Here is a 17,991-nt window from a genome sequence, read left to right on the forward strand (position 1 = left end):
GGGGCTCGGAAGGACGGACGAAGGTGGGCGCAGCCCTTACCCGGTACCGCGTGATCGCCTGGATCGTGGGCGTGGTGCTGATCCTGCTGGTCGTGATCGGCATGCCGCTGAAGTACGCGTTCGACAACCCGGTCGTCGTGGAGACGGTGGGGCCGGCGCACGGCTTCCTCTACATGATCTATCTGGTGGCCGCGTTCGACCTGAGCCGCCGGGCCGACTGGCCGCTGAAGCGGATGCTCCTGGTGATGCTGGCCGGCACCGTGCCGTTCGTCTCGTTCTACGCCGAGCGCCGGGTCACCGGGTGGCTGGCCCGCCCGGCGGAGCGTACGCCGGAGCCGGTCGCCGGCTGAGCGTCCGACCGACGTCCCGCAGGGCCGACCCGGCTCCGGGTCAGCGGCTGGGCCGCCACGGGTCGGCCGAGGCGAGCGGGTCCACCCAGCCGCCGTACCGGTTCACTTCCCGAGCCCGCAGCAGCGCCCGGGTGACCTGGCCGAACTGCCGCTCGTCGTCGGCGCTGAACAGCAGCATCTCGGCCCCCCGGTGCCATCCCCACAGCTCGTAGGGTGGTGGCCGCCAGCGGTCACCGACCAGGGCCAGCGCCGCCGGCAGCAGGAACACCGCCCCGAGGATGAGGTACGCCCCGGCCGTCAGCCGTTGCAGGCCGCCGGTGAAGCCGAGCAGGAGCCCGACGCCGCCGATCATGCTGCCCGTGATGGCGACGGCCCGGACGGCGATGCGGTCGTGGGGGCCGCGGGTGGTGCGTAGATGGGTCAGGTCGGCGACCAGGTAACTGGTCCGGCCGACGGTGAACCGGTCGACGGTCACGATGATGCCGGGACGCGCGTACAGCAGGGTCGATCGGGCGCCGGGCACCGTTCGCTGCGGTCGCGTCGTTGCGCCTTCACGATTCACGGTTCCTCCCGTGGGGCGGTTGGCCGGGCGGAATCGCTGGTCAGAGGCACCGCTGCCGATCGACGGGATTCCCGGCTCCGGCCTTCATTGTGTTGGGGCACCGCCAGTCCGCCGGCTCATTTACAAGCTCCCGACAGTTCACTCCTGCCGGAGACATCGCCAAGAAACAGCATCCATTTCAGGTTTTATCGGTTATGGCGCACTGGTATCCGGCGGCATACGCCGACAACGACGAAGCTCGCATAACACGCAAACCGGAGGAAGGGCGTCAAGCCGAGAGGTCTCAGTGGGTGTCGGCAGCCACCGTGGAGACGCCAGCCGCAGGGACCACTTCCCGTCACTTCGCCAACATTCGACCCTGCTTCAACTGCGGGCGACAACCGTCCCGGGTTAGGTTGGGCAGGCCGGTCCGGCCCAGCGCCGTCCGCCCGGATGGCCCCGGCCGGTGTCGCCGAGGGCGTCAGCAGCCCGACGGCGGCCGTGGGAGAGGGGCCTTCCGCTCTTGTCATCCCTGAGAAACCTGCTGCGCACCATGGCTCTGGCCGGCATGTCGGCCGCGCTCATCGCCCCGACGGCGGTGGCCTACGCGGAGCCGTCACCCGCCGACCTGACCCGCCGGATCGAGACGTCCTCGGCCGAGCTGGAGCGGGTCGTCGAGTCGTACAACAAGCTCACCGAGGAGATCAAAACCAACAAGACCTCCGCAGCCCGATTACAGGCCCGCATCGGCCCGCTCGAACAGCAGGTCGAGCAGAGCCGGGCCGACGTCGCCGAGCTGGCGACGACCGCGTACAAGAGTGGTGGCCTACGGACCGCGGACGCGCTGCTGCGCCCCGGCGGCTCGGCCGCGCTGCTGGACCGGCTCGGCACGCTCGACCAACTCACCCGCCAGCGGCAGGAACGCATCTCCGGCTTCACCGCCAACCAGCAACGGCTGCTCGACGAGAAGAGCCGCCTGGACGCCACGCTGACCCGGCAGGCCGCGCAGGCCCGCCAGCTCACGGCGGCCAAGAAGCAGATCGAGAAGGACCTGTCCAAGCTGTACGAGCTGCGCCGGCAGGCGTACGGGGCGGCCACCGAGCGGCCCGAGCCCAGGGCGGCTGCGGCCGAGGCCGCGAACGTACCCGCCGTCGCCGGTGACGCCGGCGCCGCGGTGCGCTACGCCTTCGGCGCACTGGGCAAGCCGTACGTCTGGGCAGCCGACGGACCGAACGGCTACGACTGCTCCGGGCTGACGTCGGCGGCCTGGCGGGCGGCCGGGAAGTCGCTGCCACACAACACCCGGATGCAGTGGGGCGTGGTCGCCCACATCAGCCGCGGCGACCTACGCCCCGGAGACCTCATCTTCTACAACGGACTCGGGCACGTCGCCCTCTACGTCGGCGGCGGGCAGGTGATCGACGCCCCCAGCGCCGGCCGCAACGTGCTCAAGCGGGGCATGAACATGATGCCCATCCAGGGCTACGGCCGGGTCCGCTAGCCCCCACCTGACACGGCGAGAGGCCGGCGTCCCCCTATCGGACGCCGGCCTCTCGCCGTCATTACTACCAGGTCAGGCTGCCTGCAGCCCCTCCGCGCGGGCCAGCTCACGGAGCCGGCCGAGGGCCTGGATCTCCAGCTGCCGGATCCGCTCCCGGGAGAGTGAGAACCGGGACGCGACCTCGGTGAGCGAGTGCTCGCGACCGTCCTCCAGCCCGTAGCGCGCCCGCATGATGCCCGCCGACCGGTCGTCGAGGTGGTTCAGCAGCCCCTCGATGCGCTGCCGCTCCAACCCGGAGAGGACGATATCCTCCGGCGACGGGGCGTCACTGTCGGCGACCAGGTCGCCGAGGCTGGTGTCGCCGTCGTCACCGACCGGAGTGTCCAGCGAGACGGTGTCCTGCGACCAGCGGCGCAGCTCGTTCACCCGCTCGACGGTGACGCCGAGGGCTGCCGCGATCTGCTCCGGCTCCGGGTCGCTGCCCAGCTCACGCGTGAGCTGGCGGGCCACGTTGCGCATCCGGTTGACGTCCTCCACCAGGTGCACCGGCAGCCGCACGGTGCGCTCCTGCTGGGCGATCGCCCGGCTGATCGCCTGGCGGATCCACCAGGTGGCGTAGGTGGAGAACTTGTAGCCACGCTCGTAGTCGAACTTCTCGACCGCCCGGACGAGGCCGGTGTTGCCCTCCTGGATCAGGTCCAGCATGGGCATGCCCGAGCGCACGTAACGGCGGGCGATCGACACGACCAGTCGCAGGTTGGCGCGGATGAAGAGGTCCTTCGCGCGCTCACCCTCGACGACCAGCCGCTCCAGGTCATCCCGGTCGACACCGGCTGGAACGCTGTCCTCACCGAGCAGGTGCTCAGCGTAGAGGCCGGCCTCGATCGCCTTGGAGAGATCGACCTCCCGAGCGGCGTCCAGCAGTGGCGTCCGGGAGATCTCGTGCAGGTAGACACCGACGAGGTCGCGCTCCTCGGCGACCTGGTCGGTCCGCATGCCGATGTTCTTGTCCACGTTGCCCACGGTCCCCTCGCTCGCGCCGGTTGCCCGGTTCCTTGCCGTCCCCACGTCCGTCAGCCCTTCCCCGGTAACTTCCGCTGTGCCCACCAGTGCTGACACCTACACAACAGATGAGACGTGTCGGGGATTCCATGTACTGAGTCGAAAGTGTCACGAATGCCTGAGTAGTAGCTGAGAGCACGGTCCACGTTTGCTGTCAGCACCCCGTCGGGTGGCTCGCCGCTGGGCACCTCGTACGGGTTGGCGGGTCGACGGATCGCCGAACGCCCGCAACCATGGCAACACCGCCCGCCGCGGGGGCACAGCGACCCGGGTCACCACCACGCTGCGATCCTGGTCACTGCCAGATACGCACCGGTGGACCGGTCGGTTCATCCACGGGGGTGGTATTACCCCCCGCCCAGATGAACAATCCGGAGCCCCGTTCGCTTCCCATCCTCCGGTAGGGGCGTGGGCGCTAGGAGGAGAGCAGGGCCAGGGCGCCGCGTACCTGGTCGGCGGAGCGGGCCAGCGCGGCCCGGGCGGCGGCCACCTCGGCGCCGGAGACCAGCGAGACCAGCGCGGTCTTCAGGTCGCCGTCGGCCTCGGTGAGGGCCCGCTGGGAGATCTCCTCGGAGCAGCCGGTGGCCTCGACCAGTATCGAGATCATTCGCCCGCGGAGTTTCGCGTTGGTGGCCACCATGTCGATCATGAGGTTCGAGTAGACCCGGCCCAGGCGCACCATGACGGCGGTGGAGAACGTGTTGAGCACCAACTTCTGCGCGGTGCCCGCCTTCATCCGCGTCGACCCGGTGACCACCTCGGGTCCGGTGTCCACCCCGATGAACACGTCGACCGACCGGGCCGCCTCGGCCTCCGGATTGGCGCAGAGCAGCACCGTCGAGGCGCCCTTGGCGCGGGACGCGGCGAGCGCCCCGAGGACGTACGGGGTGCGCCCGCTGGCGGCCAAACCGACCACGAGGTCCCCGGCGCGCACACATCCGGCCGCCTCGACCGCGCCGCCGGGCTCGTCGTCCTCGGCGTCCTCCACGGCACGCCACATCGCGTCCGGGCCTCCGGCGAGGTGGGAGCAGAACCAGTGCCGGGGCGAGTTGAAGGTGGGGGCAAGCTCGGCGGCGTCCAGCACACCCAGCCGCCCGGAGGTGCCGGCCCCGAAGTAGTGCACCCGGTGGCCGCCACGCAGTGCCGCGACCGCCAGGTCGACCGTGGCGGCGATCTCGTCGAGCACCGCGGCGACCGCGGCCGGAACGCGCCGATCGGCCTCGTTGATCACAGTGAGCACGTCCCGGGTCGACATCAGGTCGAGGTCGACGCTGAGCGGGTTGCGCCGTTCGGTGGGGGCGCCCACCCGGACAACCGGGCGGGCGGGAGGTGCTGGCATGTCCTCGTCCGGCTCCACCGCGCCGGCCGTCATCCTCGCCTCCGGTTGGCACCCACCCGGTGCGACTGGACCGCCTCCGCGGTCGCCTCGAGAGCCTTGCGCGCCCGGGACCGGTTGCGCGCGGCCACCCCGACGAAGAGGCAGTCGACCACGGTCAGCTGGGCCAACCGGCTGGCCGTCGCGCCGGACCGGTAGGTGGTCTCCCGGGCGGCGGTGGTCAGCACGAAGTCGGCCACGTCGGTGATCGGTGAGCGCGGGAAGTTGGTGAGCGCCACGGTGGCGGCGCCCCTCGTCCGGGCCTGCTCCAGCACCTCGATCACGTCGGAGGTGGTGCCGGTGTGCGAGATGCCGATCGCCACGTCGCCGCGGCCGAGCAGGGCGGCGGATGTCAGCGCGGTGTGCACGTCGGGGAAGTAGAAGGCGATCCGGCCGATGCGGTGCAGCTTCTGCTGGAAGTCGGAGGCGACGAACCCGCTGGCGCCGGCGCCGTAGATGTCGATCCGTCCGGCGTTGGCGATCGCCTCGACCACCTGCTCACAGACGGCCGGGTCGAGCTGTTCGGCAGTCTCCTCCACCGCGCGTGCGTCGTTGAACGCGATGGTGGCGATGATCTGGGCGAGATCGGCGCCGGGCGGGATGTCACCGCCGACCACCCGGGCGTCCGGTGGCTCGATCCGGCGGGCGGCCTCGGCGGCCAGCCGGATGCGCAGTTGCGGGTAGCCGTCCATGCCGACCGACCGGCAGAACCGGATGACGGTCGCCTCGGATGTCTCGGCTGCGGTGGCGAGGTCGGTAATGGTCCGCCGGGCGGCGGCGGCCGGGTCGGACACGACCAGGCGCGCCACCCGCTGCTCAGCCGGCGACAGCGAGGGGAGCAGGCCACTGATGTGGACGATCAGCCCACCGGGCTCGTGACTCGCGGAAATCTTCGGACTCTTCGCCACGGATGAAACTTACTTTCATGAGGCGTGAGCGTCAACCATGACTGGCCGGGGTGGGAAAAAGTACCGCCTACCGGGATCACCCGTCCCGCACAGCCTGCCACTCCCCCAGAACCGCCGCCTCATCCGCCGGGGCGAGTCCGCCCTGCCGGACGGCGTCCGGTTCTGCTGCCATCCACGCCGCGGTCGCCCGAACGGTGTCGGCCAACGGACGGATCGTCAGCCCGGCGTCGCGCGCCGGTCGGACATCCCGGTCCATCAGGCCGCCCCACTCCGGCAGCCGCGCCCAGAGCGGCAGGGCCCGCTCCCCCGACCACTCGCGTACGTCCCGGGCCACCAGGAAATCCTGGTCGACCCACGTGACGACGGGATCGGTGACGCCCAGCCCGGCGGCCACCCCGGCCAACAGGTCGGCCCGGGACATCGCCGGGCCGGTGCCATCGTAGGTGCCGCTGAGGCCGGTTTCGGCGGCGTGCAGCAACCAGGCCGCCAGGTCGGCGACGTCCACGAACTGCACCCGGTCGGTCGGGCGTCCGGGCGCGAGGATCTCCCCACCGGCCGACAGCCGCCGCACCCAGTACGGAAAACGGTCGCTCGGGTCCTCCGCCCCCACGATCAGCCCCGCCCGACAGATGAACGAGCGATCCTCGCCCATCCGCTCCCGCACCGCCTGCTCGATGCTCACCTTGCACTCGCCGTACCAGCGATGGTCCGCGCCGACCGGACCGTCCACGTCCGGCGGGGCGGGTGCCAGCACCGGCGCGTCCGCCGCGGTCTGGCCGGGGGTGGTGTTGTCGGCGTACACCGAGATCGTCGACACGAACGACCAGTGGCCGACCTGGCCGGCCAGTGCGGCCAACGCGTGGCGGGCGTGACTGATCCGGCTGGTGACGTCCACCACCGCGTCGAAGCTCTCGCCGGCCAGCGGCGCCAGGCCGGCCGGGTCGTCCCGGTCGACCGGCACGAACCGGGCTTCCGCCGGTGCGGTGCCGGAGACGCCACGGGCGGCGCAGGTCACGTCGTGGCCCTGCGCGACGGCGAGCCGCGCCAGGGTGCGGCCGAGGAACCGGGTGCCACCGAGAATGAGGATCCGCATGCGCCGATGCTGCGCTGTCGGCGGGCGGTTCACCAACCCGCTCTGCTGTCGGCAGAGCACCCGGTGCCACGCGCCCGTCCTCCGGCGGGCCGGCGGCTGACGGTGGCCGAAGCGGCCGCTAGCGTGAGGCGCATGGCGGATCGCAGTGTGCTGGTGACCGGAGGTACGGGCGGGCTCGGCGGGGCGGTCGTCGCCACCTTCCTGGCGGCCGGATGGCGGGTGGTCGTACCGGAGCGGGAAGCCCGACCCGGATCGGAGCCGGCTGCGGACGGGCCGGTCCGGCTGGTCGCGGACCTGAGCGATCCGGCCGGCGCGGCACGCGCGGTCGAGGCCGCGTCCGGCGAGCCGACGGCGCCGCTGCGGGCGGTGGTCAACCTGGTGGGCCGGTACGCCAGCGGCGGGCTGGTGCACGAGACGCCGGTCGAGGAGTTCGAGCGGATGCTCACCACCAACCTGCGGCCGACCTACCTGGTCACCCAGGCCGCGCTGCCGCATCTGGTGGCGGCCGGAGGCGGCGCGGTGGTCTGCGTCTCGGCCCGCGCGGCGGTCGCCCCGTTCCCCGGCGCGGCCGGTTACGTCACCGCCAAGGCGGCGGTGCTCGCCTTCGCCAACGCGGTCGCCGTGGAGTACCGGTCCCGCAGTGTGCGCTGCAACACCGTGCTGCCGAGCATCATCGACACCCCGGCGAACCGGGCGGCGCAACCCGACGCCGACCACTCCCGCTGGGTGACCCCGGCCGAGATCGCGCCGGTGATCCACTTCCTCGCGTCGGCGGAGTCCGCGCCGACCAGCGGCGCCACCGTCCCGGTCTACGGGCGGGCCTGAGCCACCAGCGGCCCGGCGGCGTCACGGCCGGTCCGCTCCCCCGCCACCGGGGCGGCCGACGGAGGAGCCGGGTCGGGCCGGGTGACCGGCGGCAACCAGGTCGCCAGGTGCGCCTGGATCTGCTCGGTCACCTCCTCGGCCGGGCGGCCCGCGTCCACCAGCACGAAGGTCGGGTACTCGGGCAGGGCGCGGTAGGCGGTGTCGGCCGCGGTCAGCCAGCTCATCGTCTCGTGGTCGGTGCCGCGCTCCTCGATCCGCCGGTACGCCTCGGCCGGGTCGACGGCGAGCAGGAAGGTCACCTGCGGCGTCGGGAAGCAGCGGTAGCCGACGCGGGCCAGTCGCTCCCAGCGGTGCCCTCCATGGGCGCGGATGCTCGCGTACTGGCAGGCCGAGTAGCGGTCCATCACCGCCGTCCGGCCGGTGAGCAGACAGCTGAGCAGAGCGGCGGCGATGGCGAGCCAGCGCAGCACGGATTCCACCGCCAGCATGCCGTCGCGCCCGACGAGTCGCTGCGCGTCGGGGCGGCCGAACCGGTGGGCGAGCCGGCCGAGCCAGCGACGCCCGCTCGCATTGCGGCGGTACCGGGCCGGGCGGCCGGCGGCGGTCAGCGCGTCGGCCAGACGGTGCGCCTGGGTGGTCTTGCCGGAACCGTCGATGCCGATCAGGGCGACGGTGCGCAGCCCGGCCCTGCCGCGTCGCATCCCCGATGATCTGGCCACCCTCGACAGGTTATCCGACGCGCGCTTCGGCTCCGCGTGGTTTGTGGTGCTTGATCCCGGTTGGCACCCGAGCGAGACCCGACCAGGTGTGGGCGACCGGAATGCCGGGTACGGGAGTTCGAATCCAACCACCGCCTGTCCACCGACACGACGACGGGAGACCCAGATGGCTGAGCGCGGGGACGAGAGTCTGGTGCACACCCTCAAGAAGGTCGCCGCCGTGCTCAAGCAGTCCGAGATTCCGTTCGCGCTCGGCGGCAGCTTCGCCGTCTACGCCCACGGCGGCCACTCCAGCGACCACGACGTGGACTTCCTGATCCGGGAGGCCGACGTCGAGCGGGCGCTGGAGGCCCTGGTGGCCGCGGGCTTCGTCGCCGAGCGTCCGCCGGAGGACTGGTTGGTGAAGGTCTTCGACGACGGGCGGATGGTGGACCTGATCCACCGGCCGATCGAGACGCCGGTGACCGAGGAGACGTTCGCCGACACGGTCGTCCGGCCGGTGGACGCGATCCACATGCCGGTCCTGTCCGCCACCCAGCTGATGGTGCACAAGCTGCTCAGCTTCTCCCAGCACTACTGCGACTTCGCCCGCGGCCTGCCGCTGGCCCGGTCGCTGCGGGAGCAGATCGACTGGGAACGGGTACGCAAGGAGACGCAGCACTCGCCGTACGCCGAGGCGTTCCTGGTGCTGCTGGACCGGCTGGAGGTGGTGCCGGAAACCGGCACCCAGGCAGGAGAGGGGACACCGTGACCCACCATCGCGACAGTGGCGCCGGGCCACCGGACGAGTACGTCGAGGCGGAGATCCACCGGCTGCTCGCCGAGGATCCCGCCGTCGCCGAACAGGGAATCACCGTGGTCCGGCGGGAACGCGCCCTCGTGCTCTACGGCGAGGTGGAGAGCCCGCACCGGCGCGAGGAGATCCTGCGCCGGGTGTCGGAGCGCTTCCCGGACGTGCCGATCACCAGCGACATCGGGGTGATCCGCGCCCAGGCGCCCACGGAGATCGAGCAACTGCCCTGAGGGAGGTTTCATGGTGATCCGGATCGCCGCCGTGGGCGACGTGCATCTGGACGAGGACGTGGTCGGCCGGTTCCGCCCCGCGTTGGAGGAACTGCCGGACTGCGCCGACGTGCTGCTGCTGGCCGGGGACCTGACCCGGCACGGCACCGAGGCCGAGGCGCGCTGCGTGGCGCAGGAGTTCGGCGGGTTGGCCGTGCCGGTGGTGACCGTGCTGGGAAACCACGACCACCAGTGCGACCAGGTGCCGCAGGTGGTCAAGGTGCTCGAGGACGCGGGCATCACGGTGCTGGAGGGCGACGGCGTGGTGTTGGACTGCGCCGGCGGCCGGCTCGGCATCGCCGGCGTCAAGGGCTTCGGCGGCGGGTTCGCCGGGCGGTGCGCCAGCGACTTCGGCGAGCCGGAGATGAAGGCGTTCGTCCGGACCACCAACGACAGCGCGGAGCGGCTCGGTACCGCGCTGCGCTCGCTCGACTGCGACATGCTGGTCGCGCTCACCCACTACTCACCGGTGCCGGACACGCTGGCCGGCGAGCCCCTGGAGATCTACCCGTTCCTCGGCTCGTACCAGCTGGGGCAGGCCATCGACTCCGCCCCCACCGCGCTGGCCCTGCACGGCCACGCGCACGCCGGCACCGAGCGTGGCACCACCCCCGGCGGCGTACGGGTCCGCAACGTCGCGCACCCGGTGATCAAGCAGGCGTACAGCGTGTTCCACGTCGGCGATCAACTGGACACCGACCAGGTTTCCCCGATCGGCAGCTCGGGTAGTCAGAGGTCATGGAGCTGATTCTCTGGATTCTCGCAGTCGTACTCGTGGTCGCCGGCATTCTCGCGCTGTTCCGCCGGCAGATCCTGTGGGGCATCGTCCTCATCGTCGTCGGGCTGTTGGTCGGCCCGGGTGGTGTCAGCATCTTCAATTGACGTTCGCATCTCGTAACACCGGGACCCGCCGGGGTCGCCGCGACCGAAGCTCCGTCCTCCCGACAGGGGCATCGGCCGCAGCGACCCCGGCGCCTTGCTGTCCAGGAGTTGATCATCCGGCGGAGACGCCGCGCCCCACCGGGCGAGCCCTGCCCGGGCCGGGCGGCGGCGCCGCCCCCGTCGATCTGGCGGTTGAACGCCTGACCGACCGGTCCCCGGCGGCGCCGCCCGCCGGGAACCGTGGTCGCTGTCCCGTCAGCAGCGGGGCACGTTCGGGATGTAGCCGTCGTGACCCGTGTACACGTACGCGTCGGCGATGTAGCGGCCGCTGCCGATCCGGTCCCAGATCGAGCTGGTGCCGTAGGTGCCGGTGACCGTGGTGCCGCTGGTCTGGCAGGAGATGGTCACCCGGGTGCCGTCGGCGACGGTGCCCACCGCGGCGTACCCCGTGCCGGGGCCGGAGCGGACGGTCAACGCGGTGCCGCTGGTGTCGACCGTGCCGTTGCCGGAACCCGAGCTGCAACCGTTGTCACTGCTGTAGGACTTGGTGCCCCAGTAGAGGGCGAGGGTGCCGTTGAACCGGACCTGGATGTCGGCGCCGTTGAGGCGCTGCTCGTAGTGCAGGTGCGGGCCGGTGGAGCCGCCGGTGCTGCCGACCCAGCCGAGCACCTTGCCGTAGGCGACCGTCTGCCCGACCGAGACGTTGAAACCGTTGAGGTGGGCGTAGTAGGTGCTGTAGCCGCCACCGTGGTTGATCCGGACGTACTTGCCGTAGCTGGTGCCGCCGAGGTCGGTCACCCGGTCGACGGTGCCGGGCGCGCTGGCCACCACCGGATCGCCGAGGTCGTCGGTGCGGTTGAAGTCGACGGCGTACGCCGGGCTGTGATCCGACCGGGTCTGCCCGGACCAGGACTGACCGCACGGGAATGGCACCTTGAAGGTCGGCGCGGCCAGCGCCGGGCTCGCCGGTGCCAGGACTCCCCCGACGAGCAGACCCGTCACCAGCAGGCTGATCCACCGCTTACGCATGCAGCTCCTCCTATGTCGAAAACCTTCGATGTGGTGCGCTCAGCCTGACAGATATCGTCATTCTTCGAAAGAGTCGAAGATCTGGCCCGGGAGCGCGCCCACGAGGCAGCCCGGAGGTTTCTGGATTGTTACTCGCTCGTGTCTGACAGGGGGTGGACCGGACCCGATGCAAGCGCTTACATGTGTGCACGCCCAATCGGACCGGCGACGGGTCATCGAGCACGACCGCGCCGGCTAGGAAGGAGGACGGCATGGCGGTCTTTGCCAGACCACGCCAGGCCTTCGTGATCGCCGGTGTACTCGGGCTGGCGCTCAGCGCCACCGCTTGCGGTACCGGCGACGACAAGAAGAGCGACAACGCGGGCTCCGCGGAGTGTGCCGCATACGACAAGTACGAGGGCCACGACGGCAAGAAGGTCTCCATCTACGCGTCCATCCGTGACGCGGAGGCCGACCTGCTGGAGCGGTCGTGGTCGCAGTTCACCGAGTGCACCGGCATCGAGATCGACTACGAGGGCAGCGGCGAGTTCGAGGCGCAGCTCCCCGTCCGGGTCGACGGCGGCAACGCCCCCGACATCGCCTTCGTGCCCCAGCCGGGCCTGGTGAAGCGGTTCGCCGACGCCGGCAAGCTGAAGTCCCTCGGGGCCGACACCAAGGCCCTGGCCGAGCAGAACATGCCGGCCGACTGGCTGAAGTACGGCACCGTGAACGGGACGCTCTACGGCGTGCCGCTCGGCGCGAACGTGAAGTCCTTCGTGTGGTACTCGCCGAAGACGTTCAAGGAGAAGGGCTGGGAGGTTCCGACCAGCTGGGACCAGCTCATCGCCCTGAGCGACAAGATCGCCGCCAGCGGCATGAAGCCGTGGTGCGCGGGCGTCGAGTCCGGTGACGCCACCGGCTGGCCGGCGACCGACTGGATCGAAGACCTCATGCTGCGCACGCAGACGCCCGAGGTCTACGACCAGTGGACGACCCACGCCATCCCGTTCAACGACCCGCGGGTCGCCGAGGCGGTCGACCGCGCCGGCACGATCCTCAAGAACGAGAAGTACATGAACGGCGGGTTCGGCGGCGTCAAGAGCATCACCACCACCTCCTTCCAGGAGGCGGGCGTGCCGGTCACCAACGGCAAGTGCGCCATGCACCGCCAGGCGTCGTTCTACGCCAACCAGTTCCCCGAGGGCACCAAGGTGGCCGAGGACGGCGACGCGTTCGCCTTCTACTTCCCGGCCATCGACCCGGCCAAGGGCAAGCCGGTGCTGGGTGCCGGCGAGTTCGTCGTCGCGTACGCCGACCGTCCCGAGGTTCAGGCGGTGCAGACCTACCTGGCCTCGGCCGAGTACGTGAACAGCCGCGCCAAGCTCGGCAACTGGGTCACGGCGAACAACAAGCTGGACATCGCCAACGTCGCCAGCCCGATCGACAAGCTCTCCGTCCAGATCCTGCAGGACAAGAGCGGCGTCTTCCGCTTCGACGGATCCGACCTGATGCCGGCCGGCGTCGGGGCGGGGACGTTCTGGAAGGGCATGGTCGACTGGCTGAACGGCAAGCCGACCGCCCCGGTGCTCCAGGGCATCGAGAGCAGCTGGCCTAAGTGATCCCGGCGGTGGCCCGGCCCGCGAGTGCGGGCCGGGCCACCGGCCGATCGGACCCGAGAGGGGAGGGTTGATGGAGTTCGACTTCGCCGATCAGCAGCCGAAGCTCCTCATGCTGATGTACGGGCTGGTCGCCTTCGTGGTGGTGGTGGGCGGTCTGCTTCTGCTGCTCGACGTCGTGCCGGCCTGGTTCGCCCGGCGACAGGAGGCGCGGCTCGTCGCCGCCTCCGTGAGCGGGGTGCCGATCACCAGGCGACCCAGGCAGCGGGAGGGCCTCTTCGCCCTCTTCTTCCTGCTGCCGACGTTGCTGCTGCTCGGCATCGGCCTGGTCGTACCGGCCATCCGCACCACGTTGCTCTCCCTGATGGACCGGGACAGCAACGACTGGGTGGGGCTTCGCAACTACGGCTGGATGTTCTCCGACGACTCGATCGTCCGCGTCCTGGTCAACAGCCTGATCTGGGTGCTCCTGGTCCCGCTGGTGGCGACCGCGTTCGGCCTGATCTACGCCGTTCTGGTGGACAAGGCCCGGTTCGAGGCGGTGGCCAAGTCACTGATCTTCCTGCCGATGGCGATCTCCTTCGTCGGCGCCAGCATCATCTGGAAGTTCGTCTACGCCTACCGCGGCGAGGGCGACCAGATCGGTCTGCTCAACCAGATCGTGGTCAGTCTCGGCGGTGAGCCGAAGCAGTGGCTGCTCGAGTCACCGCTGAACACACTGCTGCTGATCGTCATCATGATCTGGATCCAGGCCGGTTTCGCCATGGTGGTGCTCTCCGCCGCGATCAAGGCCATCCCCGGCGACATCGTGGAGGCCGCACGGCTCGACGGGGTCAGCCCGTGGCAGATGTTCTGGCAGATCACCATGCCGAGCATCCGACCCGCGCTGATCGTGGTGATGGTGACCCTCTCGATCGCCACGCTCAAGGTCTTCGACATCGTCCGGACCTCGACCAACGGCAACTACGACACCAGCGTGATCGCCAACGAGATGTACAACCAGGCCTTCCGGTACAGCGAGAACGGGCAGGGCTCCGCGCTCGCGGTCTTCCTCTTCATCCTGGTCATCCCGATCGTGATCTACCAGATCCGCAACCTCCGTCAACAGCGGGAGGGCTGAGATGACGACCGCAACGCCCACCGTCGCCGTCGGCACGCAGAAGACCGACGGCCCCATGTCCACCGCCGGGCGGGTTCGCAAGCGGTTGAACAGCCGTACCGCGACGCTCGTCTCGATCGTCATCGCGGTGGTCTGGACCATCCCGACCTTCGGCCTGCTCGTCTCCTCCCTCCGGCCGGAGGACGAGATCAAGACCACCGGCTGGTGGACGGCCTTCACCAACCCGCAGTTCACCCTGGAGAACTACCAGCAGGTGCTGTTCGGGCGGTCGTCCTCGTCGGGGCAGCTCGCCGGGTATTTCATCAACTCCCTGGCGATCACCATCCCGTCGGTGCTCTTCCCGATCGCCTTCGCGTGCCTGGCCGCGTACGCGCTGGCGTGGATCAACTTCCGCGGCCGGGACTGGCTCTACATCGCCATCTTCGCGCTGCAGATCGTGCCGTTGCAGATGGCCCTGGTGCCGCTGCTGAGGTTCTTCTCCACCGGCGTCACCCTCGGCGGCGTCACCATCATGCCGGCCTGGGACCTGGTCGACGAACAGAAGTTCGCCCAGGTGTGGTTCGCGCACACCTGCTTCGCACTCCCGTTCGCCGTCTTCCTGCTGCACAACTTCATCTCGCAGCTACCGGGCGACCTGATGGAGGCGGCCCGGGTCGACGGTGCCAGCCACCCGAAGATCTTCCGCACCATCGTGCTGCCGCTGATCACCCCGGCGCTGGCGGCGCTCGGCATCTTCCAGTTCCTCTGGGTCTGGAACGACCTGCTGGTCGCACTGATCTTCGCGGGCGGCAGCGACGAGACGGCCCCGCTCACCGTCCGGCTCGCCGAGATGGCCGGCACCCGGGGCAACGAGTGGCAGCGGCTGACCGCCGGGGCGTTCGTGTCGATCGTCGTACCGCTCATCGTGTTCCTGTCCCTGCAGCGCTACTTCGTGCGAGGTCTGCTCGCCGGCAGCGTCAAGGGCTGACCCGCGTGCCCGCCGTCGCCTGGCCCCTCGGGCGGCGGCGGGCGCCGGGTACCGAGCGGGGGAAGCGTGACGAAGATTGATGATGTCGCCCGGCTGGCCGGGGTGTCCACGGCCACCGTCTCGCGGGCGCTGCGCGGGCTGCCGACGGTGTCGGCCGCCACCCGGCGCCGGGTGCTCGCCGCCGCCGAGCAGCTCGACTACGAGGTCTCACCGAGCGCGTCCCGGCTCGCCGGCGGCCGGACCGGCACGGTGGCGGTGGTCGTCCCCCGGATCACCCGCTGGTTCTTCAGCACGGTCGTCGAGGCGGTCGAGGAGTTTCTCCACGACTCCGGTTACGACCTGCTGCTCTACAACCTGGGCGGCCGGGAACAGGTCCGCCAACGGGTGCTGCGCACCGCCAACCTGCACAAACGGGTGGACGCCATCATGCTGGTCGCCACGCCGCTGCGGCCGGCCGACCTGACCGCACTGGCCACCCTGGACCTGCCCGGGGTGACCATCAGCTCGGGCACCAGGGTGCCCAACTGGCCGTGCGTACGGATCGACGACCTGGCCGCCGCACGGGCCGCCACCCGGCACCTGCTCGACCTCGGCCACCACCGGATCGCGCACATCTCCGGCGACCCCGACGACGAGTTGGCCTTCACCACCCACCTCGACCGACGCCGGGGCTACCAGGCGGAACTGCGGGCCGCCGGCCTGCGGCCCGACCCGAGCCTGGACGTGGAGTCGACGTTCACCATCGACGGCGGCAACCGGGCGGCAGCCGAGTTGCTGGCCCGCGGCGAACCACCGACGGCGATCTTCGCGGCCTGCGACGAGATGGCGATGGGCGCGATGACCGCGCTGCGCGACGCGGGGCTGCGGGTGCCGCAGGACGTCAGCGTGATCGGCGTCGACGACCACGACCTGGCCGGCGTGCTCGGGCTCAGCACCATCGCCCAGCCCGCCGCCGAGCAGGGAAGGCTGGCCGCCCGGATGCTGCTCGACCCGCTCGGCGCCCCGAGCATCGGCCCGATCATCGGCCAACGGACCGCCGGCGGCGAGACGCCGGTGATCCTGCCCACTCGACTGGTGGTCCGGGACTCGACCGCACCACCCCGGGCACACTGAACTCCAACCATCCGCCGTCGGCCGGCGGCTGGCGGCGACGTGGCCGGCAGCAGCACCGCCCGGCAGTCCACACAGCTCGACACGGGAGACGACCCTGAACACGCAGCAGACCCCCTCCGGCGACCCGATCACCGGTTGGTGGACCGAAGCCGCCATCTACCAGATCTACCCCCGCTCGTTCGCCGACTCGGACGGGGACGGGATCGGCGACCTGCCGGGCATCACGGCCCGCCTCGACCACCTCGTCGAGTTGGGCGTGGACGCGGTGTGGCTCTCCCCGTTCTATCCGTCGCCGCAGGCCGACGCCGGCTACGACGTGGCCGACTACCGGGACGTCGACCCGCTGTTCGGCACTCTCGCCGACGCGGACAAGCTGATCGCCGAGGCGCGCGCCCGGGGCCTGCGGGTGATCGTCGACCTGGTGCCGAACCACACCTCCTCGGCGCACCAGTGGTTCCAGGCCGCACTGCCCGCCGCGCCCGGCAGCCCGGAGCGCGCCCGGTACATCTTCCGTGACGGCCTCGGCCCGAACGGCGACCAGCCGCCGAACGACTGGCAGAGCGTCTTCGGCGGCCCGGCCTGGACCCGGACGCTCGGGCCGGACGGGCGGCCCGGCCAGTGGTACCTGCACCTGTTCGACACCGGGCAGCCGGACCTCAACTGGGACAACCCCGAGGTGCACGCCGAGTTCCTGGACGTGCTCCGGTTCTGGCTCGACCGTGGGGTGGACGGCTTCCGGGTGGACGTGGCGCACGGCCTGGTCAAGCAGGCCGACCTGGCCGACTGGCAGGAGCCGCAGGAGATCCTCTCCGGCAACGAGGTGGACAAGCCGCGCCCGCCGATGTGGGACCAGGAGGGCGTGCACGAGATCTACCGGCAGTGGCGGCAGGTCCTGGACAGCTACCCCGGCGAGCGCGTGCTGGTCGCCGAGGCGTGGGTGGAGCCGGCCGAGCGGCTGGCCCGCTACGTCCGCCCGGACGAGATGCACCAGGCGTTCAACTTCGAGTACCTCCTCGCCGCCTGGACCGCGCCGGCCCAGTACGCGGTGATCACCCGCTCGCTGGAGGCGACCGACTCGGTCGGCGCGCCGACGACCTGGGTGCTGTCCAACCACGACGTGGTACGGCATGCCTCCCGGCTCGGCCTGCCGATCGGCACCGTCCGGCCCAACGGCATCGGAATCGGGGACCCGCAGCCGGACGCCGCGCTCGGCCTGCGCCGGGCCCGCGCCGCCACCCTGCTGATGCTCGCCCTACCCGGCTCGGCCTACCTCTACCAGGGCGAGGAGCTGGGGCTGCCCGAGCACACGACGATGCCCGACGAGGCCCGGCAGGACCCGACCTGGGAGCGGAGCGGGCGCACCCAGCGTGGCCGCGACGGCTGCCGGGTGCCGATCCCGTGGGAGGCCGACGCGCCGTCGTACGGATTCGGCCCGACCGACGCCAGCTGGCTGCCGCAGCCGCCGGTGTTCGCGGAGTACGCCCTGGACCGGCAGCGCGACGTGCCCGGCTCGACGTACGAGCTGTACCGCACGGCGCTGCGGCTGCGCCGCGCCCACGGGCTGGGCCGCGGCACGCTGGAGTGGCTGTCCTCCGGCGACGAGGTGCTGACCTTCCGCAACGGTGAGCTGACCGTGCTGACCAACTTCGGTGACGCGCCGGTGCCGGTCCCGGCCGGTGCCGAGGTGCTGGCCGCCAGCGCACCGCTGGACGACGACGGCGCGGTTCCGACCGACGTGACCGTCTGGCTGCGCGGCTGACCCTGAGCCGACCGGCCCGTCCCGCCGAGCGTTGCTCACGGGCGGGCCGGTCGAGGTGGGGCCGGGTCGCTGTGGAGCTGATGTCGTAAA

At 71.0% G+C, this 17,991-nt stretch carries 19 protein-coding genes; 12 read left to right on the plus strand and 7 right to left on the minus strand.

Annotated elements, in window-relative coordinates:
- Window positions 1–23: 23 nt before the first annotated feature.
- A complete protein-coding gene (locus ACTWLT_RS18595; RefSeq protein ID WP_252419662.1) occupies window positions 24–350 on the plus strand; it encodes a DUF3817 domain-containing protein in 327 nt (108 codons plus the stop codon).
- A gap of 40 nt (window positions 351–390) precedes the next feature.
- Here ACTWLT_RS18595 and ACTWLT_RS18600 read toward each other — a convergent pair whose 3' ends face one another.
- Entirely contained in the window at window positions 391–873 is a 483-nt protein-coding gene (locus ACTWLT_RS18600) for a DUF6232 family protein (protein WP_252419661.1), read from the minus strand.
- A gap of 541 nt (window positions 874–1,414) precedes the next feature.
- Here ACTWLT_RS18600 and ACTWLT_RS18605 point away from each other — a divergent pair.
- Window positions 1,415–2,392, plus strand: a complete 978-nt coding sequence (locus tag ACTWLT_RS18605; protein WP_445319472.1) for a C40 family peptidase — start codon at window positions 1,415–1,417, stop codon at window positions 2,390–2,392.
- A 72-nt stretch (window positions 2,393–2,464) separates the two neighbouring features.
- Here the strand turns inward: ACTWLT_RS18605 and ACTWLT_RS18610 are convergent, their stop codons facing one another.
- From ACTWLT_RS18610 to ACTWLT_RS18625, 4 genes are all read right to left on the minus strand, one after another.
- Window positions 2,465–3,415, minus strand: coding sequence for a sigma-70 family RNA polymerase sigma factor (locus ACTWLT_RS18610; RefSeq protein ID WP_252419659.1), 951 nt, complete (start codon window positions 3,413–3,415; stop codon window positions 2,465–2,467).
- 454 nt (window positions 3,416–3,869) lie between these two features.
- Window positions 3,870–4,826 carry an N-acetylmuramic acid 6-phosphate etherase gene (gene murQ / locus ACTWLT_RS18615; RefSeq protein WP_252419658.1) on the minus strand — a complete coding sequence of 319 codons (957 nt, stop codon included), beginning with the start codon at window positions 4,824–4,826 and terminating at the stop codon, window positions 3,870–3,872.
- Window positions 4,823–5,737, minus strand: coding sequence for a MurR/RpiR family transcriptional regulator (locus ACTWLT_RS18620; protein WP_252419657.1), 915 nt, complete (start codon window positions 5,735–5,737; stop codon window positions 4,823–4,825). Before ACTWLT_RS18620 ends, murQ begins: the two co-directional genes overlap by 4 nt.
- Window positions 5,738–5,813: 76 nt before the next feature.
- Entirely contained in the window at window positions 5,814–6,830 is a 1,017-nt protein-coding gene (locus ACTWLT_RS18625) for an NAD-dependent epimerase/dehydratase family protein (RefSeq protein ID WP_445319473.1), read from the minus strand.
- A 132-nt stretch (window positions 6,831–6,962) separates the two neighbouring features.
- On the opposite strand from ACTWLT_RS18625, the gene ACTWLT_RS18630 reads away from it, so the two are divergent.
- A complete protein-coding gene (locus ACTWLT_RS18630) occupies window positions 6,963–7,655 on the plus strand; it encodes an SDR family NAD(P)-dependent oxidoreductase (protein WP_445319474.1) in 693 nt (230 codons plus the stop codon).
- Here the strand turns inward: ACTWLT_RS18630 and ACTWLT_RS18635 are convergent.
- A complete protein-coding gene (locus ACTWLT_RS18635) occupies window positions 7,640–8,356 on the minus strand; it encodes a nucleoside/nucleotide kinase family protein (protein WP_445319475.1) in 717 nt (238 codons plus the stop codon). The genes ACTWLT_RS18630 and ACTWLT_RS18635 overlap by 16 nt on opposite strands.
- Between ACTWLT_RS18635 and ACTWLT_RS18640 the strand changes: the two genes are divergently transcribed.
- The 4 genes from ACTWLT_RS18640 to ACTWLT_RS18655 are packed head-to-tail and all read left to right on the plus strand — an operon-like array spanning window position 8,310 to window position 10,318.
- A complete protein-coding gene (locus tag ACTWLT_RS18640) occupies window positions 8,310–9,125 on the plus strand; it encodes a nucleotidyltransferase family protein (RefSeq protein ID WP_445319476.1) in 816 nt (271 codons plus the stop codon). The two genes, ACTWLT_RS18635 and ACTWLT_RS18640, sit on opposite strands and share 47 nt — an antisense overlap.
- A complete protein-coding gene (locus ACTWLT_RS18645) occupies window positions 9,122–9,397 on the plus strand; it encodes a BON domain-containing protein (RefSeq protein ID WP_252419653.1) in 276 nt (91 codons plus the stop codon). The genes ACTWLT_RS18640 and ACTWLT_RS18645 overlap by 4 nt, the downstream gene beginning before the upstream one ends.
- A gap of 10 nt (window positions 9,398–9,407) precedes the next feature.
- Window positions 9,408–10,184, plus strand: a complete 777-nt coding sequence (locus ACTWLT_RS18650; RefSeq protein WP_252419652.1) for a metallophosphoesterase family protein — start codon at window positions 9,408–9,410, stop codon at window positions 10,182–10,184.
- The gene (locus ACTWLT_RS18655; protein WP_007464364.1) at window positions 10,175–10,318 is read left to right on the plus strand and encodes a GPGG-motif small membrane protein; all 144 of its coding nucleotides are present in this window, start codon (window positions 10,175–10,177) and stop codon (window positions 10,316–10,318) included. The genes ACTWLT_RS18650 and ACTWLT_RS18655 overlap by 10 nt, the downstream gene beginning before the upstream one ends.
- A gap of 255 nt (window positions 10,319–10,573) precedes the next feature.
- Here ACTWLT_RS18655 and ACTWLT_RS18660 read toward each other — a convergent pair whose 3' ends face one another.
- Complete coding sequence (locus ACTWLT_RS18660) at window positions 10,574–11,347, minus strand: M23 family metallopeptidase (RefSeq protein WP_445319477.1); 774 nt, start codon at window positions 11,345–11,347, stop codon at window positions 10,574–10,576.
- Window positions 11,348–11,598: 251 nt separating this feature from the next.
- Here ACTWLT_RS18660 and ACTWLT_RS18665 point away from each other — a divergent pair, with 251 nt between their 5' ends.
- The 5 genes from ACTWLT_RS18665 to ACTWLT_RS18685 all read left to right on the plus strand — a co-directional run bounded on the left by ACTWLT_RS18665 (window position 11,599) and on the right by ACTWLT_RS18685 (window position 17,901).
- Window positions 11,599–12,945, plus strand: a complete 1,347-nt coding sequence (locus tag ACTWLT_RS18665) for an ABC transporter substrate-binding protein (RefSeq protein ID WP_445319478.1) — start codon at window positions 11,599–11,601, stop codon at window positions 12,943–12,945.
- A 70-nt stretch (window positions 12,946–13,015) separates the two neighbouring features.
- A complete protein-coding gene (locus tag ACTWLT_RS18670) occupies window positions 13,016–14,062 on the plus strand; it encodes a carbohydrate ABC transporter permease (protein ID WP_445319479.1) in 1,047 nt (348 codons plus the stop codon).
- A 1-nt stretch (window position 14,063) separates the two neighbouring features.
- Window positions 14,064–15,029 carry a carbohydrate ABC transporter permease gene (locus ACTWLT_RS18675; RefSeq protein WP_445319480.1) on the plus strand — a complete coding sequence of 322 codons (966 nt, stop codon included), beginning with the start codon at window positions 14,064–14,066 and terminating at the stop codon, window positions 15,027–15,029.
- Between the two features lie 66 nt (window positions 15,030–15,095).
- On the plus strand, window positions 15,096–16,142 hold the full coding sequence (locus tag ACTWLT_RS18680) for a LacI family DNA-binding transcriptional regulator (RefSeq protein ID WP_445319481.1): 1,047 nt from the start codon (window positions 15,096–15,098) through the stop codon (window positions 16,140–16,142).
- A 127-nt stretch (window positions 16,143–16,269) separates the two neighbouring features.
- Window positions 16,270–17,901, plus strand: coding sequence for a glycoside hydrolase family 13 protein (locus ACTWLT_RS18685; protein WP_445319532.1), 1,632 nt, complete (start codon window positions 16,270–16,272; stop codon window positions 17,899–17,901).
- Window positions 17,902–17,991 lie beyond the last annotated feature (90 nt).

The sequence above is a fragment of the Micromonospora yongxingensis genome, assembly GCF_052601155.1.